Genomic DNA, 21,197 nt, shown 5'->3' with positions numbered 1-21,197 from the left:
AACGCACCGGGACGGTGCTTGCCATCATCGCGCAGTGACGCCTTTTTGACAAATAGCGTTCACTTATACCGGGCATAGCGTTGTGTCATTGGGGGCACATTTTGCTGAAATATTGAGCAATAAATGCGGCGGTTGTGTCTGCGATACGGTCCTCGACAGGCCGGAAATTGACGATATACTGCGTTCGGGTTCCCGTCCTTGGAGACACGTCATGGGCATTATCGGCACCATCGTCGTCGGTCTGATCGTCGGTCTCATCGCACGCGCCCTGCATCCCGGTCGGGACAGCATGGGCATCATCATGACCATCATCCTCGGCATTGCCGGCGCGCTGCTCGCCAAATATGTCGGACAGTTCCTCCACCTCTACACCGAAGGCCAATCGGCCGGTTGGATTGCCTCGATCATCGGCGCCATCGTCCTACTGGTGATTTACGGCGCCATCAAGCGCAGCCGCGGTACCGCCTGACGCCCGCGCACCGGGAGCGATCATGAGCATTCTCACTCTGTTGTTGGTCGGGCTGGTCGCCGGCTGGCTTGCCGGACTGGTGGTCGGCGGCAGCTTCGGCCTCATCGGCGACATCGTCGTCGGGGTGATCGGCGCGTTTGTCGGCGCATGGCTGCTGGCGAAGCTGGGCATCGCCATCGGGCACGGCACGCTCGGGCGCATCATCACGGCCACCATTGGCGCGATCGTGCTGCTTGCGCTGTTGCGTCTGGTGCGACGATAGGCCGCATCGATAGTCGTGCGTTTCGCGCCAAAAGCAACACCGTCGGCGTGAAACGAAGGCAAAAACGGGCGGTCTGCGCTCAGGGCGCGGCTTTGGCCGCGTCAAACCTTCCAAAACCCAACTTCCGCTAGGGTTTTGCCAAGCCGAAAGCCCCGTGGCATAAGGCTTCGCGGCCATTCGACGCGAGCGCCTCGGGGCGTCATACGCGTTTTCCCTCGTTCGGCTATGCTTGTCGCCATCCACTGGCCCGAGTCGTCTTGACTACGCGTGCGGTACTCCCGCCACGTTCGATCCCCGTCTTTCGCCGTCCGAAACGCGTCTCGCCCCCACTTCATAAAAACAATGTCTGCTACCCGCAATTCCGTGCGGCCGTTCATCGTGGCATCCGTCATGGCGGCGACTTCGATGGTCGCCATCGAAGCCACGATCATTTCCACCGCCATGCCGCAAATCGTCGCCCAGCTCGGCGGCCTGAATCTGTATAGCTGGGTCTTCTCGGCCTTCCTGCTCACCCAGACCGCCATGACCGTGGTGTTCGGCAAGCTCGCCGATCTCTACGGTCGCAAGCCGGTGGTGCTCGTGGGTATCGTGATCTTTCTGCTGGCGTCGCTTGGCGGCGGCCTCGCGTGGTCGATGCCCGCGATGATCGTCTTCCGCCTGTTGCAGGGCGTGGGCGCTGCCTGTATCCAGCCGGTGAGCCTGACCATCATTGCCGACTACTACCCGATCAGCGAGCGCGGCAAGGTGCAGGGCTATCTGGCGAGCGTGTGGGCCATCTCGGCCGTGCTCGGGCCGATGCTCGGCGGCATCATCATCCGCGACCTGTCGTGGGCGTGGATTTTCTGGATCAACATCCCCATCGGCTTGCTGGCTGCCGTCGGCTTCATCGTCTATCTGCATGAAGAGGCGCCGCGCCAGAAGCCGAGCATCGACTTCCTCGGTGCCGTGTTCTTCACGATTGCCGTGGCGGCGCTGATGATCGCGTTGACCGACGCCAATGCCTTTACCGATACGCATGTGTGGGCGGGCGTACTGGTGTGCGCGATCGCATCGATACTCTTCGTCTGGCAGGAGCGCCGCGCGAAAGACCCGATGATCTCGTTCGCGTTGTGGAGCCGCCGCCCGATTGCTGCCGCCAATGCCGCGACGCTGCTCTCGGGCATGGTGCTCATGGGGCTGACGACATTCCTGCCGATGTACGCGCAGGGTGTGCTCAAGCAGACGCCAGTGGTCGCGGGCATGGCGCTCACGATGATCATGGTGGGCTGGCCGGTCGGTGCAACCGTCGCCGCCAAGACGTTCACCCGCTTCGGCCTGCGCCGTGTGCTGGTGCTCGGCAGCTTGCTGATGCCGCTGGGTGGCATTGTGTTTGCGTTGCTCGGCCCGAACAGCTCGCCGGTGATGGCCGGTTTCGGCTCGCTGCTGATGGGCTTCTCCATGGGCACGGGCAGCGTCAGTGCGCTGGTGCTGATTCAGGAACTCGTCGACACCTCGCAGCGCGGTAGCGCCACGGCGTCGAATATCTTCTCGCGGAATCTGGGCAGCACGCTCGGGGCCATGCTCTTTGGCGCGGTGCTCAATTACGGATTGACGCATTCGAGCGGTTTGGGCACGGTGAGCTCCGACCAGTTGCGTCACGTGCTGGAAGATCGCGGTGTGGCGACGGCAGCCGATCAAGCGATTCGCGCGGTGCTGCAACATTCGCTGCACCTCACGTTCTTGTCGATCCTCGCGATCTCGGTGGGCGTGGTGATTCTGCTGTTGCTCGTGCCGACCAATGCGGTCGACCGCACGCGTGGCGTGAAGCGCGACAAGCCTGAGTTTGTGGCGGGCGGTCACTGATCCACGGATCGCACGCTAGAGCACCACGGAAAAACGGCCGGTTAGGGATGACTCCCGACCGGCCGTTCTTCATTCACCTACAGAATCACATCAACGCGACGCTTCCGGAACCAGATGCAGACGCGTTTCCGTTTCGGCTTCGACTGCCGCGCGCGTGTATGGCAGCTTGAAGTACTCGCCGTCGAGCCACTTCTGCGCGAGATCGCGATAGTGTGGGCTGTCCGGATTACCCGACTCACCCGGCAGGTTCATCGCACGCGTGTTGTCCCAGTTGCCCACGTCGACGACGATGCGGAACGACGGCCCGTTGGTCTGCCGGAAGTCGCTCACCCGATACGTCGACTGGTTCGGCGTGAACGCACTGCCGCCCTTGGGCAACGGACCCACGTTGAGCTTCGCACGCATGGCCGGGTCGACCGCATCGGCCAGCGGGTGAGCGTTCAGGTTCGTCTGAAGCTTGCCCCACTGCCATGCGGCGGGGTCGTTGCCTTGCAGCTTGACCATCTCGCCCCACGCCTCGCCAATGCTCGTGAGCAGCACCGCGTCGCGTTTGGCGTTGGCGTTTTCGCCGAAACGGGTGGCGGGTTGTTCGAGCGCGTCGAGCATCGGGGCCGGATCGGGCGCGCCGAAGCTGTCGGCGGCAGCCTTCGGTAGCACGGCGTTTTTATAGGCGCGGCCCAGATGACGGCTGAACCACACCTCTTCGAGCGCGGCCTGCGCGGAGTCGGCGCGCATGTCGGCGTCCCAGCCCTTGAGCAGCTTGAGGGCGGCAGCCGTTTGCGGGTCTTCGCTCGAGAGCGGCGCGAGCAACGCCATCAGACGCCGCGCCGGAATCGACACGATGTCGTTTTGCAAACGCTCGGAATCCTCGATGGAGACCTTGTCCTTCGCCTTGAGTACTTCATCGATGCGCGCATGCCGCGAGCCGTTGGTCCACTCGAAGCCGAGCTTGCGTTGATCGTACGGATAGCCGGCGGGCATGTTCATTTCGTTGGACGTGGTGAAGTAGCCGCTCGCCGGGTTGTACGCCGAGGGCAACTGATCACGCCGCCAGAAGCCTGCCCACTCGTAGCGGCCGTCGCCCGGCACGGGCATCAGGCCATCCCAGTTCGGTCGAATCGGTGCCATGCCGCTCGGCACCCAGCCGATATTGCCCGCCGTGTCGGCATACACCTGATTCACTGTCGGCGCGCCCCACGTGTCGAGCGCTTTCTGGAACTGCGCGTAGTTCTTTGCGCGCATGTACCGCATGGCGTCGAAGTACGGCGACATGCCCGGTTCGAGCCACGCGGTGCGAACGGCGTAAGCGCGGTGCTTGGCGGCGTCGACGTAGATCACCGGGCCGTGCCGGGTGAACTTGAGATCGGTCTCGACAGGCGCCCCGTCGCGCACGTTGATCGTCTCGTGTGCCGTGCGCATCGACACCCACTTGCCGCGATAGCGATATTGATCGGGGTTGGCCGGGTTCAGTTCGTAGACGTACAGATCTTCCTGATCGATGTTGAAGATCGTGAGGCCGAAGGCGATGGTGCCGTTATGGCCGATCGCCACGCCGGGAATCGCCGGTTCGCCCGCACCGATCAGGTTGAGCGTCGGCGTGCTCACTTGCACGATGTAGCGCAGGCTCGGCGCAGCGTAGGCGCGGTGCGGGTCGTTGGCCATGATGGCGCGCCCGGTCGCCGATTTTTGCGGCGAAATCACCCAGTTGTTGCTGCCTTCGGCCGACTCGGTCGATACGTCGTACGGACCGGCTTCGGCTACCTGAATGATGTCGGCGTCGGCGCGTTGCAGCGACTCCTTGGTGATCTTCACGCCTTGCGTGGCCAGATCGAAGACTTTGAGCAAATCGTCGGGCAGGCACGGATCGAGACCGGCGGGCACTTGGGTTTTCCACGCGGGTTGCAAGCCCACGCGCACGCTGTCGGCGTCGAGCGACGCTTTGCACACGACCTTGGCGCGCGCCACTTCGCTCTTGAGATTTCGGGTGAGGCCGTGGCTGCGAATGCGCACGATGTCCTCGGCGGTCCACTTGGCGGGCCAGTAGCCGACCGTGCGGAATTCGTACGGCATCTGATCGGGGTGAGCCGCGAGCCAGTCGATATAGGCGTTCACACCAGCGGCGAAGGCTTCCGCCGCCGGTTTGGCATCGGGACCGTAGCGTCGCCACTCGGTGGCCATGTCGCCGCGATAGACGAAGCGACGCGCGGCATCGTCTTGCGCCACGTAAGCGCGGCCAAAGACTTCCGATAGCTGGCCGAGACCGCGGCGTCGCCACAAGTCGATTTGAAACAGACGGTCGCGCGCGGCGTTGAAGCCTTGCACGAAGAAGCCGTCGCGCTCGTTGGCCGCGAAGATGTGCGGCACACCGTTGCGATCGATGAGGATGTCGGCCGGCTGCGAGAGGCCAGCGACGGTCAGCGTTTCGGATGAAGGGGCCGCGGGCGTTGCGTTGGCCTCGGCGGCCTGCACAGACGCGCTCCACGTGGCGAAGGCGCAGGCGAGTGCGCCGATGGCGTGGATGGCGTATGTGGCATGGGGGCGTTGCATTGTCTTCCTCCTGTCTTCTTTGGGGGTATTGTTCTTGCGAAGTACCCAGCAATCCTATTCAGATATTCAGGAGTTGCAACCCATATTCCGCGAGGCGGAAGAAATCCCTATACTCGATGAGCCTCCAGTGCCCCGGCGGCGCCCGACTCACGATTCCCTCGACCGCCCTATCCGCTCCATCCACTGCATCGCCGCAGACAACGCCACAGATGCCTGACCCGCGACCGAATTCGTCGACTTCACCCACATCGCGCTTGCAACGCTGGCGTGCGTCGTCCCATGCGCGCACGTGGTTCGTGCCGCTATTGCGGTTCGGGGTTTCGGGGGTGTTGGCGACGGCAGTGCATGTGATCGTGGCGATCACGCTCATCGACCGATTTGGCGTGGGACCAACGCTTGCTAACGCGACGGCGTTTTGCGTTGCGAACCCGTGTTCCTATCTACTCAACACGTTCTGGAGTTTTTCCGCGCGGCCGCAGCGCGCGAGTCTGGTGCGGTTCGTGGTGGTGTCGCTGTTCGGTTTGTGGCTCACCACGATGACGGCCGGTGCCGTCGAGCGGCTGGGCGGCAATCACTGGCTGGGCATCATCGCTGTCGTGCTGATCGTGCCGCCCGCAACATTTTTGCTGCATCGGTTCTGGACGTATCGCGGCGCGTGAGTGTGAGGCTTTCATGCACGTGGCGCGGCCCCCGTACCCCTAAGCGTGCGGGCAGATGGCTGACTTTGCTGCTCGCCTGATAGCGGCGGCGCACGAGGTAGAGCGGACGGCCTTTCGACTCGTAATAGATGCGCCCGACGTACTCGCCGATCACGCCAATTCCCACGAGTTGAATTCCGCCTAGGAACAAGATCCCCACGAGCAGTGACGCATAGCCGGGCACGTCCACGCCGTGGATGATCGTGCGCAGGGTAATGAAGCTGCCGTAGGCCAATGAGGCGAGTGCGAGCGACACGCCGATATAAGTCCAGCAGCGCAGCGGCACCGTGCTGAAGCTGGTGATGCCCTCCAACGCGAAATTCCACAGCCGCCAGCCCGAGAACTTCGACTGCCCCGCGCTGCGCGGCTCGCGCACGTACTCCACGACTTCCGTGTGAAAACCTACCCAGGCGAACAGGCCCTTCATGAAGCGGCGGCGCTCGGGCAATTGCTTGAGCGCCGTAACCACACGCCGGTCGATGAGCCGGAAGTCACCGACGTTCTCGGGCAACTTCACTTCGGAGAGCCGGTTGTGTACGCGGTAGTACAAGCCTGCGGCCACGCGCTTGGCGAAGCTGTCGCTCGCCCGGTTAGTGCGCTTGGCGAGCACGACTTCGGCACCGTCGCGCCAGCGTTCGATCATCACGGGGATGAGCGCGGGCGGGTCTTGCAGATCGGCGTCGATAGGGATGACGGCGTCGCCGATGGCTTCGTCGATGCCAGCACTCAGCGCGGCTTCCTTGCCGAAGTTGCGGGTGAAGTCCACCACGCGAATGCGTGCGTCGCGGCGCCGCAGGGCGAGTAGTTTGTCGAGCGTGTCGTCGGTACTGCCGTCGTTCACGCACACGATTTCGAAGCGTACATGCGGCACGCTTTCGAGCACAGGGACGATGGCGCGGTAGAAAGCGTCGAGTGCCGGGGCCTCGTTGTGGCAGGGCACGACCAGCGAGACGAGTGGCGCGCGGGAGGCGTCGGGCGTGTGGCGGGTGTCGGCAGCGCGTGGCATCGGGTCACCTCGTGAACGCATGGGTCGTGCCGGGGGCACGATGAACCGCCGTGTCGATGCGCCGATCGAACGCATCGGGCAGATCGGGAACCTGTGCAAGACGGCGGCGGCGCCGCCAGAGCAGGCCGAGCGTTGCCAGTGTCACGAACGGCATGATCTGAAAGTGGACGAAGAGCACGAAGAACAGTCCGAACAGCGGGGTAATCCACAGCACCACGAGCCATTCGCGCTCGCCACGCAGCCAGCCACGCGCAACGCCGTCACGCACGTACCACGCGATGACCAGCGCGAGCAGGGCGAGGTCGTAATCGTAGAGGTAGGGGCTGATGAGCGTGGTCGCACAAATCAGCATGGCGGCGCGCAGCGCGAAGGGTGTGGGGCGTCGCCAGAAATCGACCAATGCCGCGACGGCGCACAGTGCGATGGCGCAGTGGATGGCCAGCGCCACGACGACCGGCGCACCGAGCATACGTGCCGCAACGAAGAATGAAGGCACTCTGACGAGTTGCGCAGTGCCGTTGGTGAGACTTTGCCGCGCGTATTCGTTGGCGTGCAAGAAGGCGGCGTACACATCGATGCCGAACACGGCGGCGGGCAGCAGCACCATGGCGGTGACGGTGACGATGCATGCGGCGAGTGCGCGCCATTGCCGGGCGCAGAGAAACGCCAACGGGAAGAGCAATGCGACATGCGGCTTTACGAAGAGCAACCCGGCAACGATGCCAGCCCATACCGGTCGCTTGCGAAGCAATACGAGAGAAAAACCGGCGGCGGCTGTGGTGTAGAGGGCGATTTGACCGGCGAGGATCACGACCAGCACGCCTGAAAAGCCGAGCGTCGGCAGGCGAGCATCCTGCCAGGGAGCAGTACGTCGCAATGCCGCGTAATACAGAAGGAAGCCGATGCCCGCGTAGACGAGGTAAGCCGGGAGAAAGGGCAGTAGTGCGACCGGCGTAAGAAACATCATCATGACGGGCGGGTACAGCCATGGCATATAGCCGCCTAATTTTGCCGTCCAAGGCTCCGCGGCCATTTGCACGCGTGTCATGAGCTCGATGTTGTAAGCATCGAGCGGACGCCCTTCCAACACGAGATGCGATGCGCCCCAGAACGGCAAGAAGTCCATGCCGAAGGGGCCGATTTTGGGGGGCTGCGTAAAGAAATGGAGTTTGCACCAGAGGCCGAAAGCACCCAGCACGCAGAGCAGGCCGGCGAAAGCGTACAAGCGAATGCGAGCGCGGTCGTCGCTCCAATGCAGGCGCGAACGTGTTTCGACGTCAACCACTGCGGACGGCTTCGATGTCATGCCAAACCCCCCTGGCTGCATGAAGACTGCGATGCTCGACTGCGCTGATGTTCTTTTTGGTATTGCGATTTATCGCTTGTTGCACCGATTGTCACGGTGCGCGCGCGCCAAGCTCAAGCAGGGCATTCCCGAGATGGCGCGTAGGTTGGCGTTATGCGTTAATGCGCGCGTTCGCGGCCAATGGCCCGGCGCCTGCGGATTTGTTCGAACATCGAGACAACGTGCGAAGACGCGCGATATCGCAAACCCCTAGTCTCATATTAGACGAGACGGTCTCCGAAAGGATCACGCCTGTCGCGTGACTGTGGCAAACCGGCGTTTGAAGTTTTGATTCGGATGGCCACGTAAAACGTCACATCAGGCGCATGACGTGCCACCAAAGCGCGTTCGCTGGCAACACGGTGACGAGCGAGAGCAGGGCCGTCGCGGCGCAATAACGGGTCGCGTCTCGGAGTCCGACGCCTGCGAGCGCCATCGCGAGAATGAGCGGCGGCGCTTGATACGGCAACACAATCGTCGAGATGCCGATGGCCTGCGTGAACAGCACGGCCTTGATGCCGAGCGGCGCCCCCTGTGCGAGCGCGGGGACTAGCGGTGTGAACAGCGCCGGGGCGGCATTCGACGTCACCGCAAACATCAGCGCAATCGATAGCGCAACCAGCACGAGATAGGCGGGAATCGCGGACATTTGTGCGAGATCGAGGCGAGCGAGCACCGGGCGCAATGCGTCGGCCAGACCTGCGTGATCGACCGCCGCCGTCAGCCCGATGATGGCGGCGACAAACCACAGCGGCGCGAGCTTCACCTGCTTGAGAAAGGCCTCGGGATTTACCAGCCGCAGGGGGCCGAGACACAGCAACGCCACGCCCAGCCCTACCCATCCCGCTGAGATGTGGTGCCACGGCTCGGTGAACCAGAGTCCTAACATCAGCGTCAATGCGCCGAGCAGGCGGCGTTCGGCTGCGCTGATCTCACGGGCTGTGTCGCTGCGTTCGTGGATGGCCGCGAGACCGGACGCGCTCAGACGGTCGGGAAACATCCACATCGCGACGATGACCAGCAGGACGCCGCGCACGATGGCCAGTGCAGGCACGAGCGCGACGGCGTATTCGGCGTAGCCGAGGCGAATACCCAACACCGTTTCGGCGCTACCGGCCATTACGAGATTTGGCAGATTGGCGGGCAGGATGGCCGTCGACAATTCGCAACTGGCGAGCGCTGTGGCGAGCAGAAGCCCCGTGCGGCCCGGACGGCCTGCGACAAACCCCACGCGTTCGCAGAAACTCAGCACGATCGGCACGAGGATAGCAATGCGTCCCAGCGTGGAGGGCATGACGAGCGACAGCACGAAGGCGATGGCGACAAAGCCTGCGAGGGCGAGTCCGTATGCGTGTCCGCAGTGCGCGGCTAACTGGCGTGCGACGCGCTCGCCGAGTCCGGTCACGGAAAGCGCCATACCGATGACGGCACCGCTGAACACCAGCCAGAACGCGCCCGACGTAAAGCCGGAGAAGACGACATCAGGGCCGAGCGAAGTGCCTGCGGCCAGCAAAAACATCAGCAGCAACGAGACGAGAAAGTCCGGCAGCCAGCCGGTGGCCCAGTAGCCAAGGCAGAGCGTGACGATGACGGCCACGGCGAGCGTATCGCCTCGCAACCCGGCCCCGTAGAGCGCGATGCCGAGTGCACCGCTGATGCCAATGAGTACACCGTGACGCCAGCGTCGGCCGGGGGCGAAGGCGTCGACTGAGGCGATGGACGCGGCAGGCGGTGGGCTGGCTTGCGACATGGTGACTCCAAATAATATATAATTTTGCGAGATTATATATAATTTTCCGAGGACGTCGACGGATGAGCCAAGAGATGGGATCGAATGCCGTGCCGGATGTGGGATCGACATCAGGGGCTGGCACGGCCACGGAGCGGGCATACGAGATGTTGCGCGAGCAGATTGGCCGTGGTGAGTTGAAGCCGGGTGAGGCGTTGCGGCAGGATCATCTCGCGGCAGCGCTGGGCGTGAGTCATGTGCCGGTGCGCGAGGCGCTGACGATGTTGGCGGCCGATGGCCTGGCGCTTAGCCGGGTGAATCGCGGCACGGTGGTGGCCGCGTTGACCGAGCGCGACGCGCTGGAGTTGGCGGACTTCCGGGCGCTGCTGGAAGGGCGGTTGATGGCGCTAGCGATGCCGAACTTGTCGCGCGCAGATTTGGCGCGGGCTGAAGCGTCGCTCGATGCGCTGGAGGCGGCGACGGATCTCGCGGACGTGGTCGCGCGTAATGCGGCGTTCCACGCGATGTTGTACGCGAAGGCGGAGCGGCCTTATTTCCAGCGGGCGGTTGCGACAGCGCGCTTGAATCTGGGCCGGTATTTGTTCTTGTCATGGCGTACGCAGGGAAATGCGCAGCGCTCGCATGAGGAACATCGCGAGTTGTTGCGCCTTTGCGCGGCAGGTGACGATGCGGGTGCGGTGGCACTGGTGCAGGCGCACAACCGGGAGACCGGCGAGCGGATTGCGCAAATCATTCGTGAGGGGTGGGACGCGTGAGCGACTTGGGCGCGAGGGGGGCCGGGTTCGTCATCGAAGCCGCAGCGGTGAGCGACTACCCCGTGCTCGCGCAGCTGTATCTGGACGTACGGCGGCAGACGATGACTTGGGTGCCGCCAGAGCGGTTTCAGTACGACGATTTCGCAGTGCATGCCGCGGGCGAGACGATTCAGGTGGCGAGGCGGGTCGATGGTGAAATTCTCGGCTTCATCTCCGTGCGGCCGGCGGACGATTTCATCCACATGCTTTACGTGCGCGAATCGTCGCAAAGCGCAGGCGTCGGGGCGGCGCTACTGCGCGCGCTTTCAAGGTGGCCGTCACGCCGGTATCGACTGAAATGCCTGGTGAATAACACGCGTGCGAAGGCGTTTTATCTGCGGCATGGGTTTGTCGTGACTGACGTGGGGGCGTCAGAGGAGGGGGATTACGAGGAGATGGTGCTCGCTCTCGATGTCTAAACCTTGCGCTAAGTCACGCGCATGCGGCGCGCTCCAGCGTCACGGCTGCCCACTGGTTCAGACTTTGTCCGTGTGCTGCTGCGGCAACGGCGGCGGCTTCATGGGTTCTCGGATCCAAGCGAATCACGAACTTCCCGGAAAACTGTTTTTGGGGTTCCAAGCCACGCTTCGCACATTCCTCAAGAAAGACCTTCAGAGATATCTCTCCCTCGCGATGCAGCCCGCCGACATCGCCGGCATAGAAATCTGCGCCCCCATTTAGGCCGACAAACTCACCTCTGAACATTTCAATCTCAGGGTCATAGCAGATGACTGCTTTGTGCCCATTGATGATCATGACGTTTTTCATGGTGTCACTCCGTTCTCTTCAAGCCATTTGCGGATCATTGCAATAGCGCCCTTGTCGATGTCGGGCACTGGATGGGGGCGATGAAAAATTCTGACGTGACCAAACAAGTAGATCGCGACTCTGGACCCCTCACGTTCAGTCAACTCCGCACCAAGATCGAGAAACAGCGACACCGCGTCGCTCCATCGAACGCCCGCAGGCGTTGGACGAGAGAAAATCAACTCAAGCGTTTTTCTCGATTTGGTTTTCATCGAATGGTATCAAAAAGTAGTATCAAACACAAGCGGGAAACGACCGCTTGTGATGATCGGGTGAGCGCCAGCAAGTGGCGTTGATTGCGTTAGCGAGCCGTCGGCGCCAGACGCACGGGACGTGACGACGGAAAGCTTATGGGGAGCGCATGCCGACGGCAAGCGGATGGGCGCGCGAATCTAGGCTTGAATCGAAGATTCGGAACTGACTTATGTGACCGTGAGGAATGTTCCGATGCATAGACTGTTGACTGCATCGAACCCGGATTCAGGCCACAAAAAAACCCGCGATGACGCGGGTTTTTTGCGGAGCTTCCAGAGGCATCTCGTGGCCCCCGAAATCTATCCATTCGACTCAAACGTTAAACAAGAAATTCATCACGTCGCCGTCGTGAACGACGTATTCCTTGCCTTCGGCGCGCATCTTGCCGGCTTCTTTCGCGCCTTGCTCGCCCTTGAACTGGATGTAGTCGTCGAACGCGATGGTTTGCGCGCGAATGAAGCCACGTTCGAAGTCGGTGTGGATCACGCCAGCCGCTTGCGGTGCCGTGTCGCCCACGTGAATCGTCCACGCGCGCACTTCCTTCACACCTGCCGTGAAGTACGTCTGCAAGCCCAGCAGCTTGAAACCGGCGCGAATCACACGGTCCAGGCCCGGCTCGTCCATGCCCATGTCGGCGAGGAATTCGGCCTTGTCGGCGTCGTCCATGTCGCCGATTTCGGCTTCGATCGCAGCGCACACGGCCACGACCGGCGCATTCTCGGCTTCGGCGTACTTGCGCACCGCGTCCAGATGCGGGTTGTTCTCGAAACCGTCGTCCTTCACGTTCGCCACATACATCGTCGGCTTGGCCGTGATCAGGCAGAACGGCTTGATCAGCGCGAGCTCGTCTTCCGAGAGCTTGATCGAGCGCACCGGACGCGCTTCGTTGAGCACCGGCACCACTTTCTCGAGCACAGCCACGAGCTTCGCCGCTTCCTTGTCGTTGCCCGACTTGGCAGCCTTCGTGTAACGCTGCAACGCCTTCTCGACGGTGCCCAGGTCGGCCAGCGCGAGTTCGGTGTTGATCACTTCGATGTCGGAGATCGGGTTGACCTTGCCGGACACGTGGATGACGTTCTCATCCTCGAAGCAACGCACGACGTGCGTAATGGCATCGGTCTCACGAATGTTCGCGAGGAACTGGTTGCCCAGCCCTTCACCCTTGGACGCGCCTGCCACCAGACCGGCGATGTCCACGAATTCCACCGTCGCCGGCATGATCCGCTCGGGTTTGACGATCTCGGCGAGCTTGCCCAGACGCGGGTCCGGCACCTCGACCACGCCAACGTTCGGCTCGATCGTACAGAACGGGTAGTTCTCGGCAGCGATGCCCGCCTTGGTCAGCGCATTGAAAAGGGTCGATTTGCCGACATTGGGCAAGCCGACGATGCCGCATTTGAGGCTCATGCTAAATCCTGTTAAATCCGGTGTTGCGTCGCGGAAAGTCCGCTATTGTACCCGCTTCGCCCGCGTTTTCCGCCGACTCATCGGCCGCGTCGTTCGCCGCGTTGTCCGGCCACGCTCAGCTAAGCTGCTTGGCCGAGAACGTGTCGCACTTGCGCACATCCCCGTACTGCAACCCCTCGCGCAACCAATACACCCGCTGCGCGCTCGTGCCGTGCGTGAACGACTCGGGCACCACGCGGCCCTGCGACTGTTGCTGCAAGCGGTCGTCGCCAATGGCCGCCGCCGCCTTCAAGCCCTGCTCGATATCGCCCGGCTCGAACAACTGCTGCTTCGCCTTCGCCGCATTGTTGGCCCACACGCCCGCGAAACAGTCCGCCTGCAATTCCAGCCGCACCGACAACGCATTGGCCTGCGCCTCGGACAGGCGCCGGCGCGCCGCGTCGAACTGGTCTGAGATGCCCAGCAGGTTCTGCACGTGATGGCCGACCTCGTGCGCAATCACATACGCCTGCGCGAAATCGCCGCCCGCGCCGAACTTGCGCTGCAATTCGTCGTAAAACTCGAGATCGATGTACACCTGGCGGTCGCCCGGACAGTAAAACGGCCCCATCGCCGTTTGCCCGGTGCCACAGGCGGTTGCCGTCGCGCCGGAGAACACCACCAGCTTGGGGGCGACATATTGGCGATTCAACTGCGTCTGGAAGACGGTGGTCCAAGTCCGCTCGATGTTGCCGAGCACGCGTCGCGTGAAGACGATCTTGGGATCGTTGGCGGGCGCGGTGTTGGCCGGGGCGCGCTGAGAGGGCGAGGGCTGCGACTGCGTCTGCCCCTGCAACATCTGCGAGCCTTCGATAATCACCCGCGGGTCGATGCCGAAGAAATACGAGGCCGCCAGCGCCACGACGATCGTGCCGATCCCGATGGTCGTGCGTCCCCCGAATCCGCCGCCGCTGCCCCGGCGGTCTTCTACGTTCTGGCTTTCCTGTTCGTCGTCGAGACGCATGTGTAATCTCCCCTGCGCAGAAGCACGTTATCTGCGCGGAAGTATAGCGCCGGGCGCCGCGCGCGCGACGCTCGGTCGCAGGCAGCCCTTAGGCGCCCGGGCATCGCCGCGGCGACAGGCGTGCGACAATACGCCATCTCGTTTTCAGAACCAGTCGGCTCGTGCTGTCATGGCGCGGGCGCTGCATTCGCCGCATGGCCCAATCCCAAACTCCGAGCCAAACGCACGACGTGATCGTCGTCGGTGGCGGTCTGATCGGCAAGGCCGCCGCCTTGCTGCTGTCGCAAGCCCGCCTGTCGGTCGCACTGCTCGCGCAACCCGCTGCCGCGCCGGGCAACGGCGGCGACCCGTGGGACGCCCGCATCTACTCGCTGTCGTCCAGCTCGCAAGCGCTGTTCGAGCGCATGCGCGTCTGGCAAGCCGTCGACCCCGCCCGTGTGAATCCCGTCTACGACATGGAAGTGTTCGGCGACGAACGCGGCAGTCTGCATTTCTCCGCGTATCAAGCTGCCGTGCCCCAATTGGCATGGATTGCCGAATCCGCCAATTTGGAACGCGCGCTCGACGCCGCACTGCGCTTCTCCCCACAAGTCCATTGGGTCGACGCCCGTGCCGACGCCCTCGAAGTCGATGCCGACGCCGCCTCGGTGCGACTGTCCGACGGCAAAATGCTGCGCGCGTCGCTCGTGGTCGGTGCCGACGGCGCGCATTCGTGGGTGCGCAGCACGGCTGGCCTCGACGGTTCGGTACGTCCTTACGAGCAACTCGGCGTCGTGTGCAACTTCCGCGCCGAGCGATCGCACCGCGATACCGCGTTTCAGTGGTTCCACGATGGCGAGATCATCGCGCTGCTGCCGCTGCCGGATCAGCACGTCTCGCTCGTCTGGTCGGCTGCCGAAGGTCACGCCAATCAGTTGCTCGCGCTCGACCCGAAAGCTCTCGCCGAGCGCATCGGCACATTCTCGAAAGGTGAACTTGGCCAGCTCACGCCGGTCTCAGCCCGCGCGCAGGGATTTCCGCTGGTGCTCGCGCAGGCCAAGCGTCTGATTGCCCAACGTGTGGCGCTGATCGGCGATGCGGCCCACGTCGTGCATCCGCTGGCCGGGCAGGGCATGAATCTCGGCTTGCGCGATGTCGCAGCACTCGGCGATGCCGTTGCCGCACGTGAATCGTTCCGCGACTGCGGCGACGCCACCGTGCTGCGCCGCTACGAGCGCGCGCGCAAGGAAGATATCGGCAGCATGGCCTTCACGACGGACGGGCTGCACAAACTGTTCTCGGTGAATAGCCCGCTCGCGAAGTTCGCGCGCAATGCCGGACTCGACGGCGTGAACATGCTGCCCTTCGTGAAGAAATTCCTGATCGGCCGCGCGCTGGGCTGACGCTTCGGTGAGCCAGTGTTGGCTGGCCAGAACCGCGCCACGTACCCCACGCACTCTCAAGCACGACACTACTTCTGGAGAAATTCGATGTTGCAACGTTATCGCGCCGCGGCGCTTGCTATCGCAGCGGTTTGCGCCGCCGGTGTCACCACGCTGGCCGTCGCGCAGAACAAGCCGGACGCGACGCTCGAGCGCGTGAAAAGCGCCGTGCAGAAGACACTCGGTGCCGATGCCCCCGTGAAGTCGGTGGCCCGCACGCCGGTGCCGGGGCTCTATGAAGTGGCGGTGGGCGGCGAGATCATCTACGCCGACGAGAAGGCACAGTACGTGATTCTGGGCGGCAATCTGGTCGACACCAAGACGCGCCAAAACTTGACGGAAGCGCGTCAGTCCGAACTGAACAAGGTCGACTTCGCCAAGCTGCCGCTCGATCGCGCGATCAAATTCGTGAAGGGCAACGGCAGCCGCAAGATCGCTGTCTTCTCCGATCCGAACTGCCCGTACTGCAAACGCTTCGAAGAGACGCTGAAGTCGAACATCGACAACATCACCGTCTACACCTTCCTGTACCCGGTGCTCGGCCCGGACTCGGATGCCAAGTCGAAAGCCATCTGGTGCTCGACCGACCGCCTCAAGGCATGGCACGACTGGATGATCGACAAGAAGGCCCCGGCCACGCCCACGGCCAAGTGCGACGACGGCCCGGTCAAGCAAAACGTGGCGCTTGGCCACAGCTACAACGTGACGGGCACGCCGACGATCATTCTGTCCGACGGCCGCCGTCTGCCGGGTGCTGTGCCCGCCGACGAGCTGGAAAAGGCACTCGCCACCGTCAAGTAAGCCCTCCTACATAAGAAGCGTCCACCCACGCCACGCACGCCATGAAAGCTACGCCTTCCATTCGGTACGCCATTGTCCCGAAGTCGCCCGCCGCTCACCTGTTCGAAGTGAGTGTCACGGTCTCCAACCCCGCCCCCGAAGGCCAGCGTTTCACGCTGCCGGCGTGGATTCCGGGGAGCTACATGGTGCGCGAGTTCGCTCGCAACATCGTGACCATCGGTGCGACGTGCCGTGGCCGTAAGGTGGCGCTCGACAAGCTCGACAAGCACACTTGGCAGGCGGCGCCCTGCAAGGGCACGCTGATCGTGACTTACGAAGTCTATGCGTGGGATCTCTCGGTGCGCGCCGCGCATCTGGACGACACGCATGGCTTCTTCAACGGCACCAGCGTGTTCTTGCGGGTGCAAGGGCAGGAGCACTCGCCTTGTGAGGTCGACATCCTGCGTCCGCGCGGTGCGGCCTACAAGGCGTGGCGTGTGGCGACGGCGCTCGAACCCGCGCAAGGCACGGCGGCGCTCGACTTCGGCCGTTATGTGGCCGCCGATTACGACGAACTGATCGACTCGCCGGTAGAGTTGGGCACGTTCGTGCACGGCACTTTCAAGGCGTGCGGCGTGACGCATGAGGTGGCGATTACCGGCCCCGTGCCGAATCTCGATCTGGATCGTTTACTGCGCGATATGAAGAAGATCTGCGAATCGCAGATCCGACTGTTCGAGCCGGGCGCCAGCGCGCGCTCGCGTGTGCCCATGCAGCGTTACGTGTTCCTGCTGATGACCGTCGGCGACGGTTACGGCGGTCTGGAGCATCGCGCCTCCACTGCGCTGCTCGCCAGCCGTAACGACTTGCCGGTGCAGGGGCAGGCGAAGATGAGCGATGCATACCGCGGGTTCCTCGGATTGGTGAGCCACGAGTACTTCCACACATGGAACGTCAAGCGCATCAAACCGGCCGCGTTCGCGCCCTACACGCTCGATCAGGAAAACTACACGCGCTTGCTGTGGTTGTTCGAAGGCTTCACCTCGTATTACGACGATCTGATGCTCGTGCGCAGCGGTGTGATCGATGCCCCGGCGTATTACGAACTGGTCGCGAAGACGGTGGCGAACGTGCTGCGCGGCAGCGGACGCCTGAAGCAAACCGTGGCCGAGAGTTCGTTCGATGCATGGACGAAGTATTACCGCCAGGACGAGAACGCACCGAACGCGATCGTGAGCTACTACACGAAGGGCTCCTTGATCGCGCTTGCACTCGACCTGACGATCCGCACGCAGACGCGCGGCCAGAAGTCGCTCGACGACATCATGCGGGCGCTGTGGCAGCGTTACGGGCGCGACTTCTATCGCGGCACGCCCGTCGGCATTGCCGAAGACGCCGTGCAGCCGTTGTTCGAAGCCGTGTCGGGTGTCGACCTGTCGGAGTTTTTCGCTACCGCCATCAACGGCACGCGCGACTTGCCGCTCGCATCGCTGCTGGAACGCGTCGGTCTGACGTTGGCCCCGGTGACGCCGGAACATGGCCGCCCGTCGCTGGGCGCGAAGACCGCCAAACGCGGCGACGATCTTGCCCTCGCGCAGGTGCTCGACGGCGGGGCGGCGCAAGCGGCGGGGTTGTCGGCGGGCGATACGCTCGTCGCGATCGATGGCCTGCGCGTGACGACGGGCAATCTCGACAAGTTGCTCGAACGCTATCGCGCGGGCGACAAAGTGCGTGTGCACGCGTTCCGCCGCGACGAGTTGCGCGACGCCACGCTCACGCTCGATGCGCCTGAAGTGACGCAGTACCGCATTACAGCAACGCGTGATCGCGCTGCGGCACAACGCCGCGAGAAGTGGCTTAGCGCGTAATCAGCGCTTAGCTTCGACGGGCGCCGGACCCGGCACGGCCGGGTCGCGGTTCTCTTCGGGGCACGTCCGCGCGACTGCGAGCATATGTTCGATGAAGACTTGGGTCTTTCTCGGCAGAAAGCGGCGCGAGGGCGTGACCAGATGCACCGGGCTCGCCGGTAGCGACCACTCCGGCAGCACTTTGACCAAACGACCGGTGCGCAACGCATCTTCGGCCAGAATGTCGGTCAGCGCCGCAATGCCGCTGCCTGCCAGGGCCATCTCCTTGACCATCCCCATGCTGTTGACCTGAATCGCGCCGTGCATCGTGATGTCGACGCGTTGGCGGCCCTTGTGCAACGTGTCGGTGTTGAAGAGCCGCCGCGCGCCTTGCAAGATCACGTAGCGGTGCCCCGCGAGTTCTTCGGGCACACCGGGCAGGCCGGTCGCGCTCAGATACAGCGGGCTCGCGTAGAGACTGCGGGTGAGCATCAACAACGGACGCGCAACGAGAGTGGAATCCGAGAGCTGACCCGCACGAATGGCGACGTCGACGCGCTCGGCAATCAAATCGACCTGCCGTGAACTGAGATCGACGTCGACAGTGATTTCGGGATACGCCGCGCAGAACGTGGCAAGCGGAAGCGCCAGCCATTGCGCAGCGAAATCGGCGGGGGCGGTGATACGCAGGCGTCCGCGCGGCTTGTTCGAGAGTTGCGAGGCGAAGTCGCGCGTCTCTTCGACTTCTTCCAGAATCGGCAGACACCGCTCGTAATACGCCTCGCCCACTTCGGTGAGTTCGAGCCGTCGCGTGGTCTTGTGCAGCAGCCGAGTGCCCAGCCGGGTCTCTAGCCGCGAGAGCCGACGGCTGACCGTCGCCTTCGGTAAATCGAGCCGCTCGCCTGCCCGGGTGATGCTGCCGGAGCGCACGACCTCCGCGAAGATCAGCATGTCGTTCAGATCGTCAATCATCGCAGTGCGCTCCTTGGGGACACCTTGCCGCGCCTGCTGGCACCGCATCCCTCGTGTGAAACCGCTACCCGGGCCGGGCAAATTCATTGTTCCAAAATGGGAACAAACAATTCGATTTTAGCGGCTTGTTTCATTTTTGTGGGTAACTAGAATTCAACCTAAGCCGACACGCAATTGACGGCATCCCCGCTGAAGGGGGGCCTGCGTGGACGGATTTACCGACCCCAGGCTTAGGAGCCACCGCAATGACCACGATTCTGCAAATCAATTCCGCCGCCCGCTCGCAGGGTGCCAACTCGACCACGCTCGCCAACGAAACGGTGGCGCAACTGGTCGCGAAGAACCCCGGTGCCAACGTGGTCGTGCGCGACCTGCTGGCCGATGGCGTGCCGCACCTGGACGAAGCTGTGATCGGCGCGTTCTTCACGCCGGAAGATCAACGCTCGCCCGAGCAGAACGCCATCATCGCGCGCAGCGACGCACTGATTGCTGAAATTCAAGCCGCCGACTATGTCGTGTTCGGCGTGCCGCTGTACAACTTCCAAGTGCCGTCGCAGTTGAAGGCGTACTTCGACTGGATCGCCCGTGCTCGCGTGACGTTCCGTTACCGCGAAGACGGTACGGTGGAAGGCCTGATTCAAGGCAAGAAGGTGTTCGTGGCGTTCGCCCGTGGCGGCAACTACAAGGACACCCCGGCTGACAGCCAGACCCCGTACCTGAAGGCGATTCTCGGCTTCCTCGGCATGACGGACGTGACGTTCATCTTCGCTGAAGGTCTGGCGCGTGGTCCGGAATCGGCCGCTGCCGGTTTCAAGAACGCTCGCGACACGATCGCTGCGCTGTAATTGAGTGACCTGACCCGGCGTGCTACACCAGCGCGCCGGGCTTCGGTCACTGAGCTCACTCAGCGTCTTTTGCAACAAGTTCTCCCGTACGTGCGGAACCCTGAATGGCCAACCCGAACGCCGTCCCCCTGCGGACTCGTGTGACAAAGCGCCCGGCCGCCCATGCCGGTGCGCCGGCCAGTCCGCGCGTGCTTCCCGTCTCCCGGCCCGGCCGTTGTGCTGCGGCTGCGGGGGCGGGTGTTTTCGATCAGGTCGACGAGACGGATCCGTTTTTGTCGATCGATGTCTTTCGCCGTCACGGCGCGAGTATTCCCCCGCATCCACATGCCGGATGTGTCGTGGCGACTTACCTGTTTCCCGAATCGACGACGTCGTTGCGCAGCCGAAATGCGCAGGGTGGTGACGACACGCTCGCCCCCGGCGATTTGCTCTGGCTAGAAGCCAACTGCGGCACCGTCCATGACGACGTGCCGTTAGAACTTTGCAAGATCGTGCGCGGCGTGCGGCTCGTCGTGAATCGTGCCGGACGGCATGCGCATGGCGCACCGGAGCAAACCGTGTTGCGCGCTGCCGCGATGCCGCATTGGCAATCGGGCGCGCTGGACCTGACGCTCGTATGTGGCGAATGGGATGGCCGTCGCGCCATAGCTGGCGCGAACGATGAACCTGACGTGATCGATGGTTGCGACGTGCAAGCCCGTGACGATGCGGGCGCGTCTGCGTCAGAAGACAAGCCCACGACGTTGTTACGGCTCGACTGGCATGCCGACGATCTGCGTGCGCTCACCATTCCGTGCGACGGCCGCCGCTGGGTGGCGTTGATTGCCCAAGGTGAGGCGGCGCTGGCCGGTCATGCGCTGCGTGCCGACGGTGGCGACGTAGAAGCGTTGCTATTGCCGCCGGGCGAATGGCAGATGGCGGGGCGCGAGGGCGCTCGGTTGCTGTTGGTGGGCGGCGTGCCGCTCGACGAGCCAGTCGTCTTTCGCGGTAACTTTGCAGCCCGCGACGAGGGTGATCTCATCAATCTCATGCGCCGCTATCAGCAAGGTTCGATGGGAACGCTTTGAACCGGCTTGGTTGAGGCCACATCGCCGACATGCGATGGGCAATGAATGCGAAAAATGCAAAAAATGCGAAAGGGGGATTC

At 63.2% G+C, this 21,197-nt stretch carries 20 protein-coding genes; 11 read left to right on the top strand and 9 right to left on the bottom strand.

What is annotated here, in order from left to right; all coding sequences use genetic code 11:
- Positions 1–211: 211 nt before the first annotated feature.
- From ACPWR9_RS23225 to ACPWR9_RS23215, 3 genes are all read left to right on the top strand, one after another.
- Positions 212–469, top strand: coding sequence for a GlsB/YeaQ/YmgE family stress response membrane protein (locus ACPWR9_RS23225; RefSeq protein ID WP_150682234.1), 258 nt, complete (start codon positions 212–214; stop codon positions 467–469).
- A 22-nt stretch (positions 470–491) separates the two neighbouring features.
- Positions 492–731, top strand: a complete 240-nt coding sequence (locus ACPWR9_RS23220; RefSeq protein ID WP_426301136.1) for a GlsB/YeaQ/YmgE family stress response membrane protein — start codon at positions 492–494, stop codon at positions 729–731.
- Positions 732–1,073: 342 nt separating this feature from the next.
- Positions 1,074–2,573, top strand: coding sequence for an MDR family MFS transporter (locus ACPWR9_RS23215; RefSeq protein WP_426301134.1), 1,500 nt, complete (start codon positions 1,074–1,076; stop codon positions 2,571–2,573).
- A 90-nt stretch (positions 2,574–2,663) separates the two neighbouring features.
- On the opposite strand, the gene ACPWR9_RS23210 is transcribed toward ACPWR9_RS23215, so the two are convergent.
- Positions 2,664–5,120 (bottom strand): penicillin acylase family protein, encoded by a 2,457-nt coding sequence (locus ACPWR9_RS23210; protein ID WP_426301132.1) that lies wholly within the window; start codon positions 5,118–5,120, stop codon positions 2,664–2,666.
- Between the two features lie 209 nt (positions 5,121–5,329).
- On the opposite strand from ACPWR9_RS23210, the gene ACPWR9_RS23205 reads away from it, so the two are divergent.
- A complete protein-coding gene (locus ACPWR9_RS23205) occupies positions 5,330–5,779 on the top strand; it encodes a GtrA family protein (protein WP_426301130.1) in 450 nt (149 codons plus the stop codon).
- On the opposite strand, the gene ACPWR9_RS23200 is transcribed toward ACPWR9_RS23205, so the two are convergent.
- From ACPWR9_RS23200 to ACPWR9_RS23190, 3 genes are all read right to left on the bottom strand, one after another.
- Positions 5,706–6,824: a glycosyltransferase family 2 protein gene (locus ACPWR9_RS23200; RefSeq protein WP_426301128.1), complete on the bottom strand. Its 1,119-nt coding sequence runs from the start codon at positions 6,822–6,824 to the stop codon at positions 5,706–5,708. The two genes, ACPWR9_RS23205 and ACPWR9_RS23200, sit on opposite strands and share 74 nt — an antisense overlap.
- Positions 6,825–6,828: 4 nt before the next feature.
- Positions 6,829–8,130: a glycosyltransferase family 87 protein gene (locus ACPWR9_RS23195; RefSeq protein WP_426301126.1), complete on the bottom strand. Its 1,302-nt coding sequence runs from the start codon at positions 8,128–8,130 to the stop codon at positions 6,829–6,831.
- A gap of 352 nt (positions 8,131–8,482) precedes the next feature.
- Entirely contained in the window at positions 8,483–9,919 is a 1,437-nt protein-coding gene (locus ACPWR9_RS23190; protein ID WP_426301124.1) for an SLC13 family permease, read from the bottom strand.
- Positions 9,920–9,981: 62 nt separating this feature from the next.
- On the opposite strand from ACPWR9_RS23190, the gene ACPWR9_RS23185 reads away from it, so the two are divergent.
- Both ACPWR9_RS23185 and ACPWR9_RS23180 read left to right on the top strand, forming a co-directional pair.
- Positions 9,982–10,674, top strand: a complete 693-nt coding sequence (locus ACPWR9_RS23185; RefSeq protein WP_426301122.1) for a GntR family transcriptional regulator — start codon at positions 9,982–9,984, stop codon at positions 10,672–10,674.
- Entirely contained in the window at positions 10,671–11,132 is a 462-nt protein-coding gene (locus ACPWR9_RS23180; protein ID WP_426301120.1) for a GNAT family N-acetyltransferase, read from the top strand. The genes ACPWR9_RS23185 and ACPWR9_RS23180 overlap by 4 nt, the downstream gene beginning before the upstream one ends.
- 13 nt (positions 11,133–11,145) lie before the next feature.
- On the opposite strand, the gene ACPWR9_RS23175 is transcribed toward ACPWR9_RS23180, so the two are convergent.
- The 4 genes from ACPWR9_RS23175 to ypfJ form a co-directional block, all read right to left on the bottom strand.
- Complete coding sequence (locus tag ACPWR9_RS23175) at positions 11,146–11,481, bottom strand: type II toxin-antitoxin system HicB family antitoxin (protein WP_426301118.1); 336 nt, start codon at positions 11,479–11,481, stop codon at positions 11,146–11,148.
- Positions 11,478–11,732 carry a type II toxin-antitoxin system HicA family toxin gene (locus ACPWR9_RS23170; protein ID WP_426301116.1) on the bottom strand — a complete coding sequence of 85 codons (255 nt, stop codon included), beginning with the start codon at positions 11,730–11,732 and terminating at the stop codon, positions 11,478–11,480. The genes ACPWR9_RS23175 and ACPWR9_RS23170 overlap by 4 nt, the downstream gene beginning before the upstream one ends.
- A 355-nt stretch (positions 11,733–12,087) precedes the next feature.
- Positions 12,088–13,182: a redox-regulated ATPase YchF gene (gene ychF / locus ACPWR9_RS23165; protein WP_426301114.1), complete on the bottom strand. Its 1,095-nt coding sequence runs from the start codon at positions 13,180–13,182 to the stop codon at positions 12,088–12,090.
- 115 nt (positions 13,183–13,297) lie between these two features.
- Positions 13,298–14,185 carry a KPN_02809 family neutral zinc metallopeptidase gene (ypfJ, locus tag ACPWR9_RS23160; protein ID WP_426301112.1) on the bottom strand — a complete coding sequence of 296 codons (888 nt, stop codon included), beginning with the start codon at positions 14,183–14,185 and terminating at the stop codon, positions 13,298–13,300.
- Between the two features lie 194 nt (positions 14,186–14,379).
- Between ypfJ and ACPWR9_RS23155 the strand changes: the two genes are divergently transcribed.
- From ACPWR9_RS23155 to ACPWR9_RS23145, 3 genes are all read left to right on the top strand, one after another.
- Positions 14,380–15,567 (top strand): UbiH/UbiF family hydroxylase, encoded by a 1,188-nt coding sequence (locus ACPWR9_RS23155; RefSeq protein ID WP_426301109.1) that lies wholly within the window; start codon positions 14,380–14,382, stop codon positions 15,565–15,567.
- 87 nt (positions 15,568–15,654) lie between these two features.
- Positions 15,655–16,407, top strand: coding sequence for a DsbC family protein (locus ACPWR9_RS23150; protein WP_426301107.1), 753 nt, complete (start codon positions 15,655–15,657; stop codon positions 16,405–16,407).
- 41 nt (positions 16,408–16,448) lie between these two features.
- Positions 16,449–18,254 (top strand): M61 family metallopeptidase, encoded by a 1,806-nt coding sequence (locus tag ACPWR9_RS23145; RefSeq protein ID WP_426301105.1) that lies wholly within the window; start codon positions 16,449–16,451, stop codon positions 18,252–18,254.
- Here ACPWR9_RS23145 and ACPWR9_RS23140 read toward each other — a convergent pair whose 3' ends face one another.
- Entirely contained in the window at positions 18,255–19,205 is a 951-nt protein-coding gene (locus ACPWR9_RS23140; RefSeq protein ID WP_426301103.1) for a LysR family transcriptional regulator, read from the bottom strand. It lies immediately after the preceding gene.
- A gap of 245 nt (positions 19,206–19,450) precedes the next feature.
- Here ACPWR9_RS23140 and ACPWR9_RS23135 point away from each other — a divergent pair, with 245 nt between their 5' ends.
- Positions 19,451–20,050 carry an FMN-dependent NADH-azoreductase gene (locus ACPWR9_RS23135; RefSeq protein WP_426301101.1) on the top strand — a complete coding sequence of 200 codons (600 nt, stop codon included), beginning with the start codon at positions 19,451–19,453 and terminating at the stop codon, positions 20,048–20,050.
- Positions 20,051–20,190: 140 nt separating this feature from the next.
- On the top strand, positions 20,191–21,117 hold the full coding sequence (locus tag ACPWR9_RS23130; protein WP_426301098.1) for a pirin-like C-terminal cupin domain-containing protein: 927 nt from the start codon (positions 20,191–20,193) through the stop codon (positions 21,115–21,117).
- Positions 21,118–21,197: the final 80 nt, after the last annotated feature.

It is taken from the genome of Pandoraea pneumonica, assembly GCF_049918595.1.
Lineage (GTDB): Bacteria > Pseudomonadota > Gammaproteobacteria > Burkholderiales > Burkholderiaceae > Pandoraea > Pandoraea pneumonica_A.
Note: the sequence above shows the minus strand (reverse complement) of the source record. Positions and strands in the feature narration are given on the sequence as shown.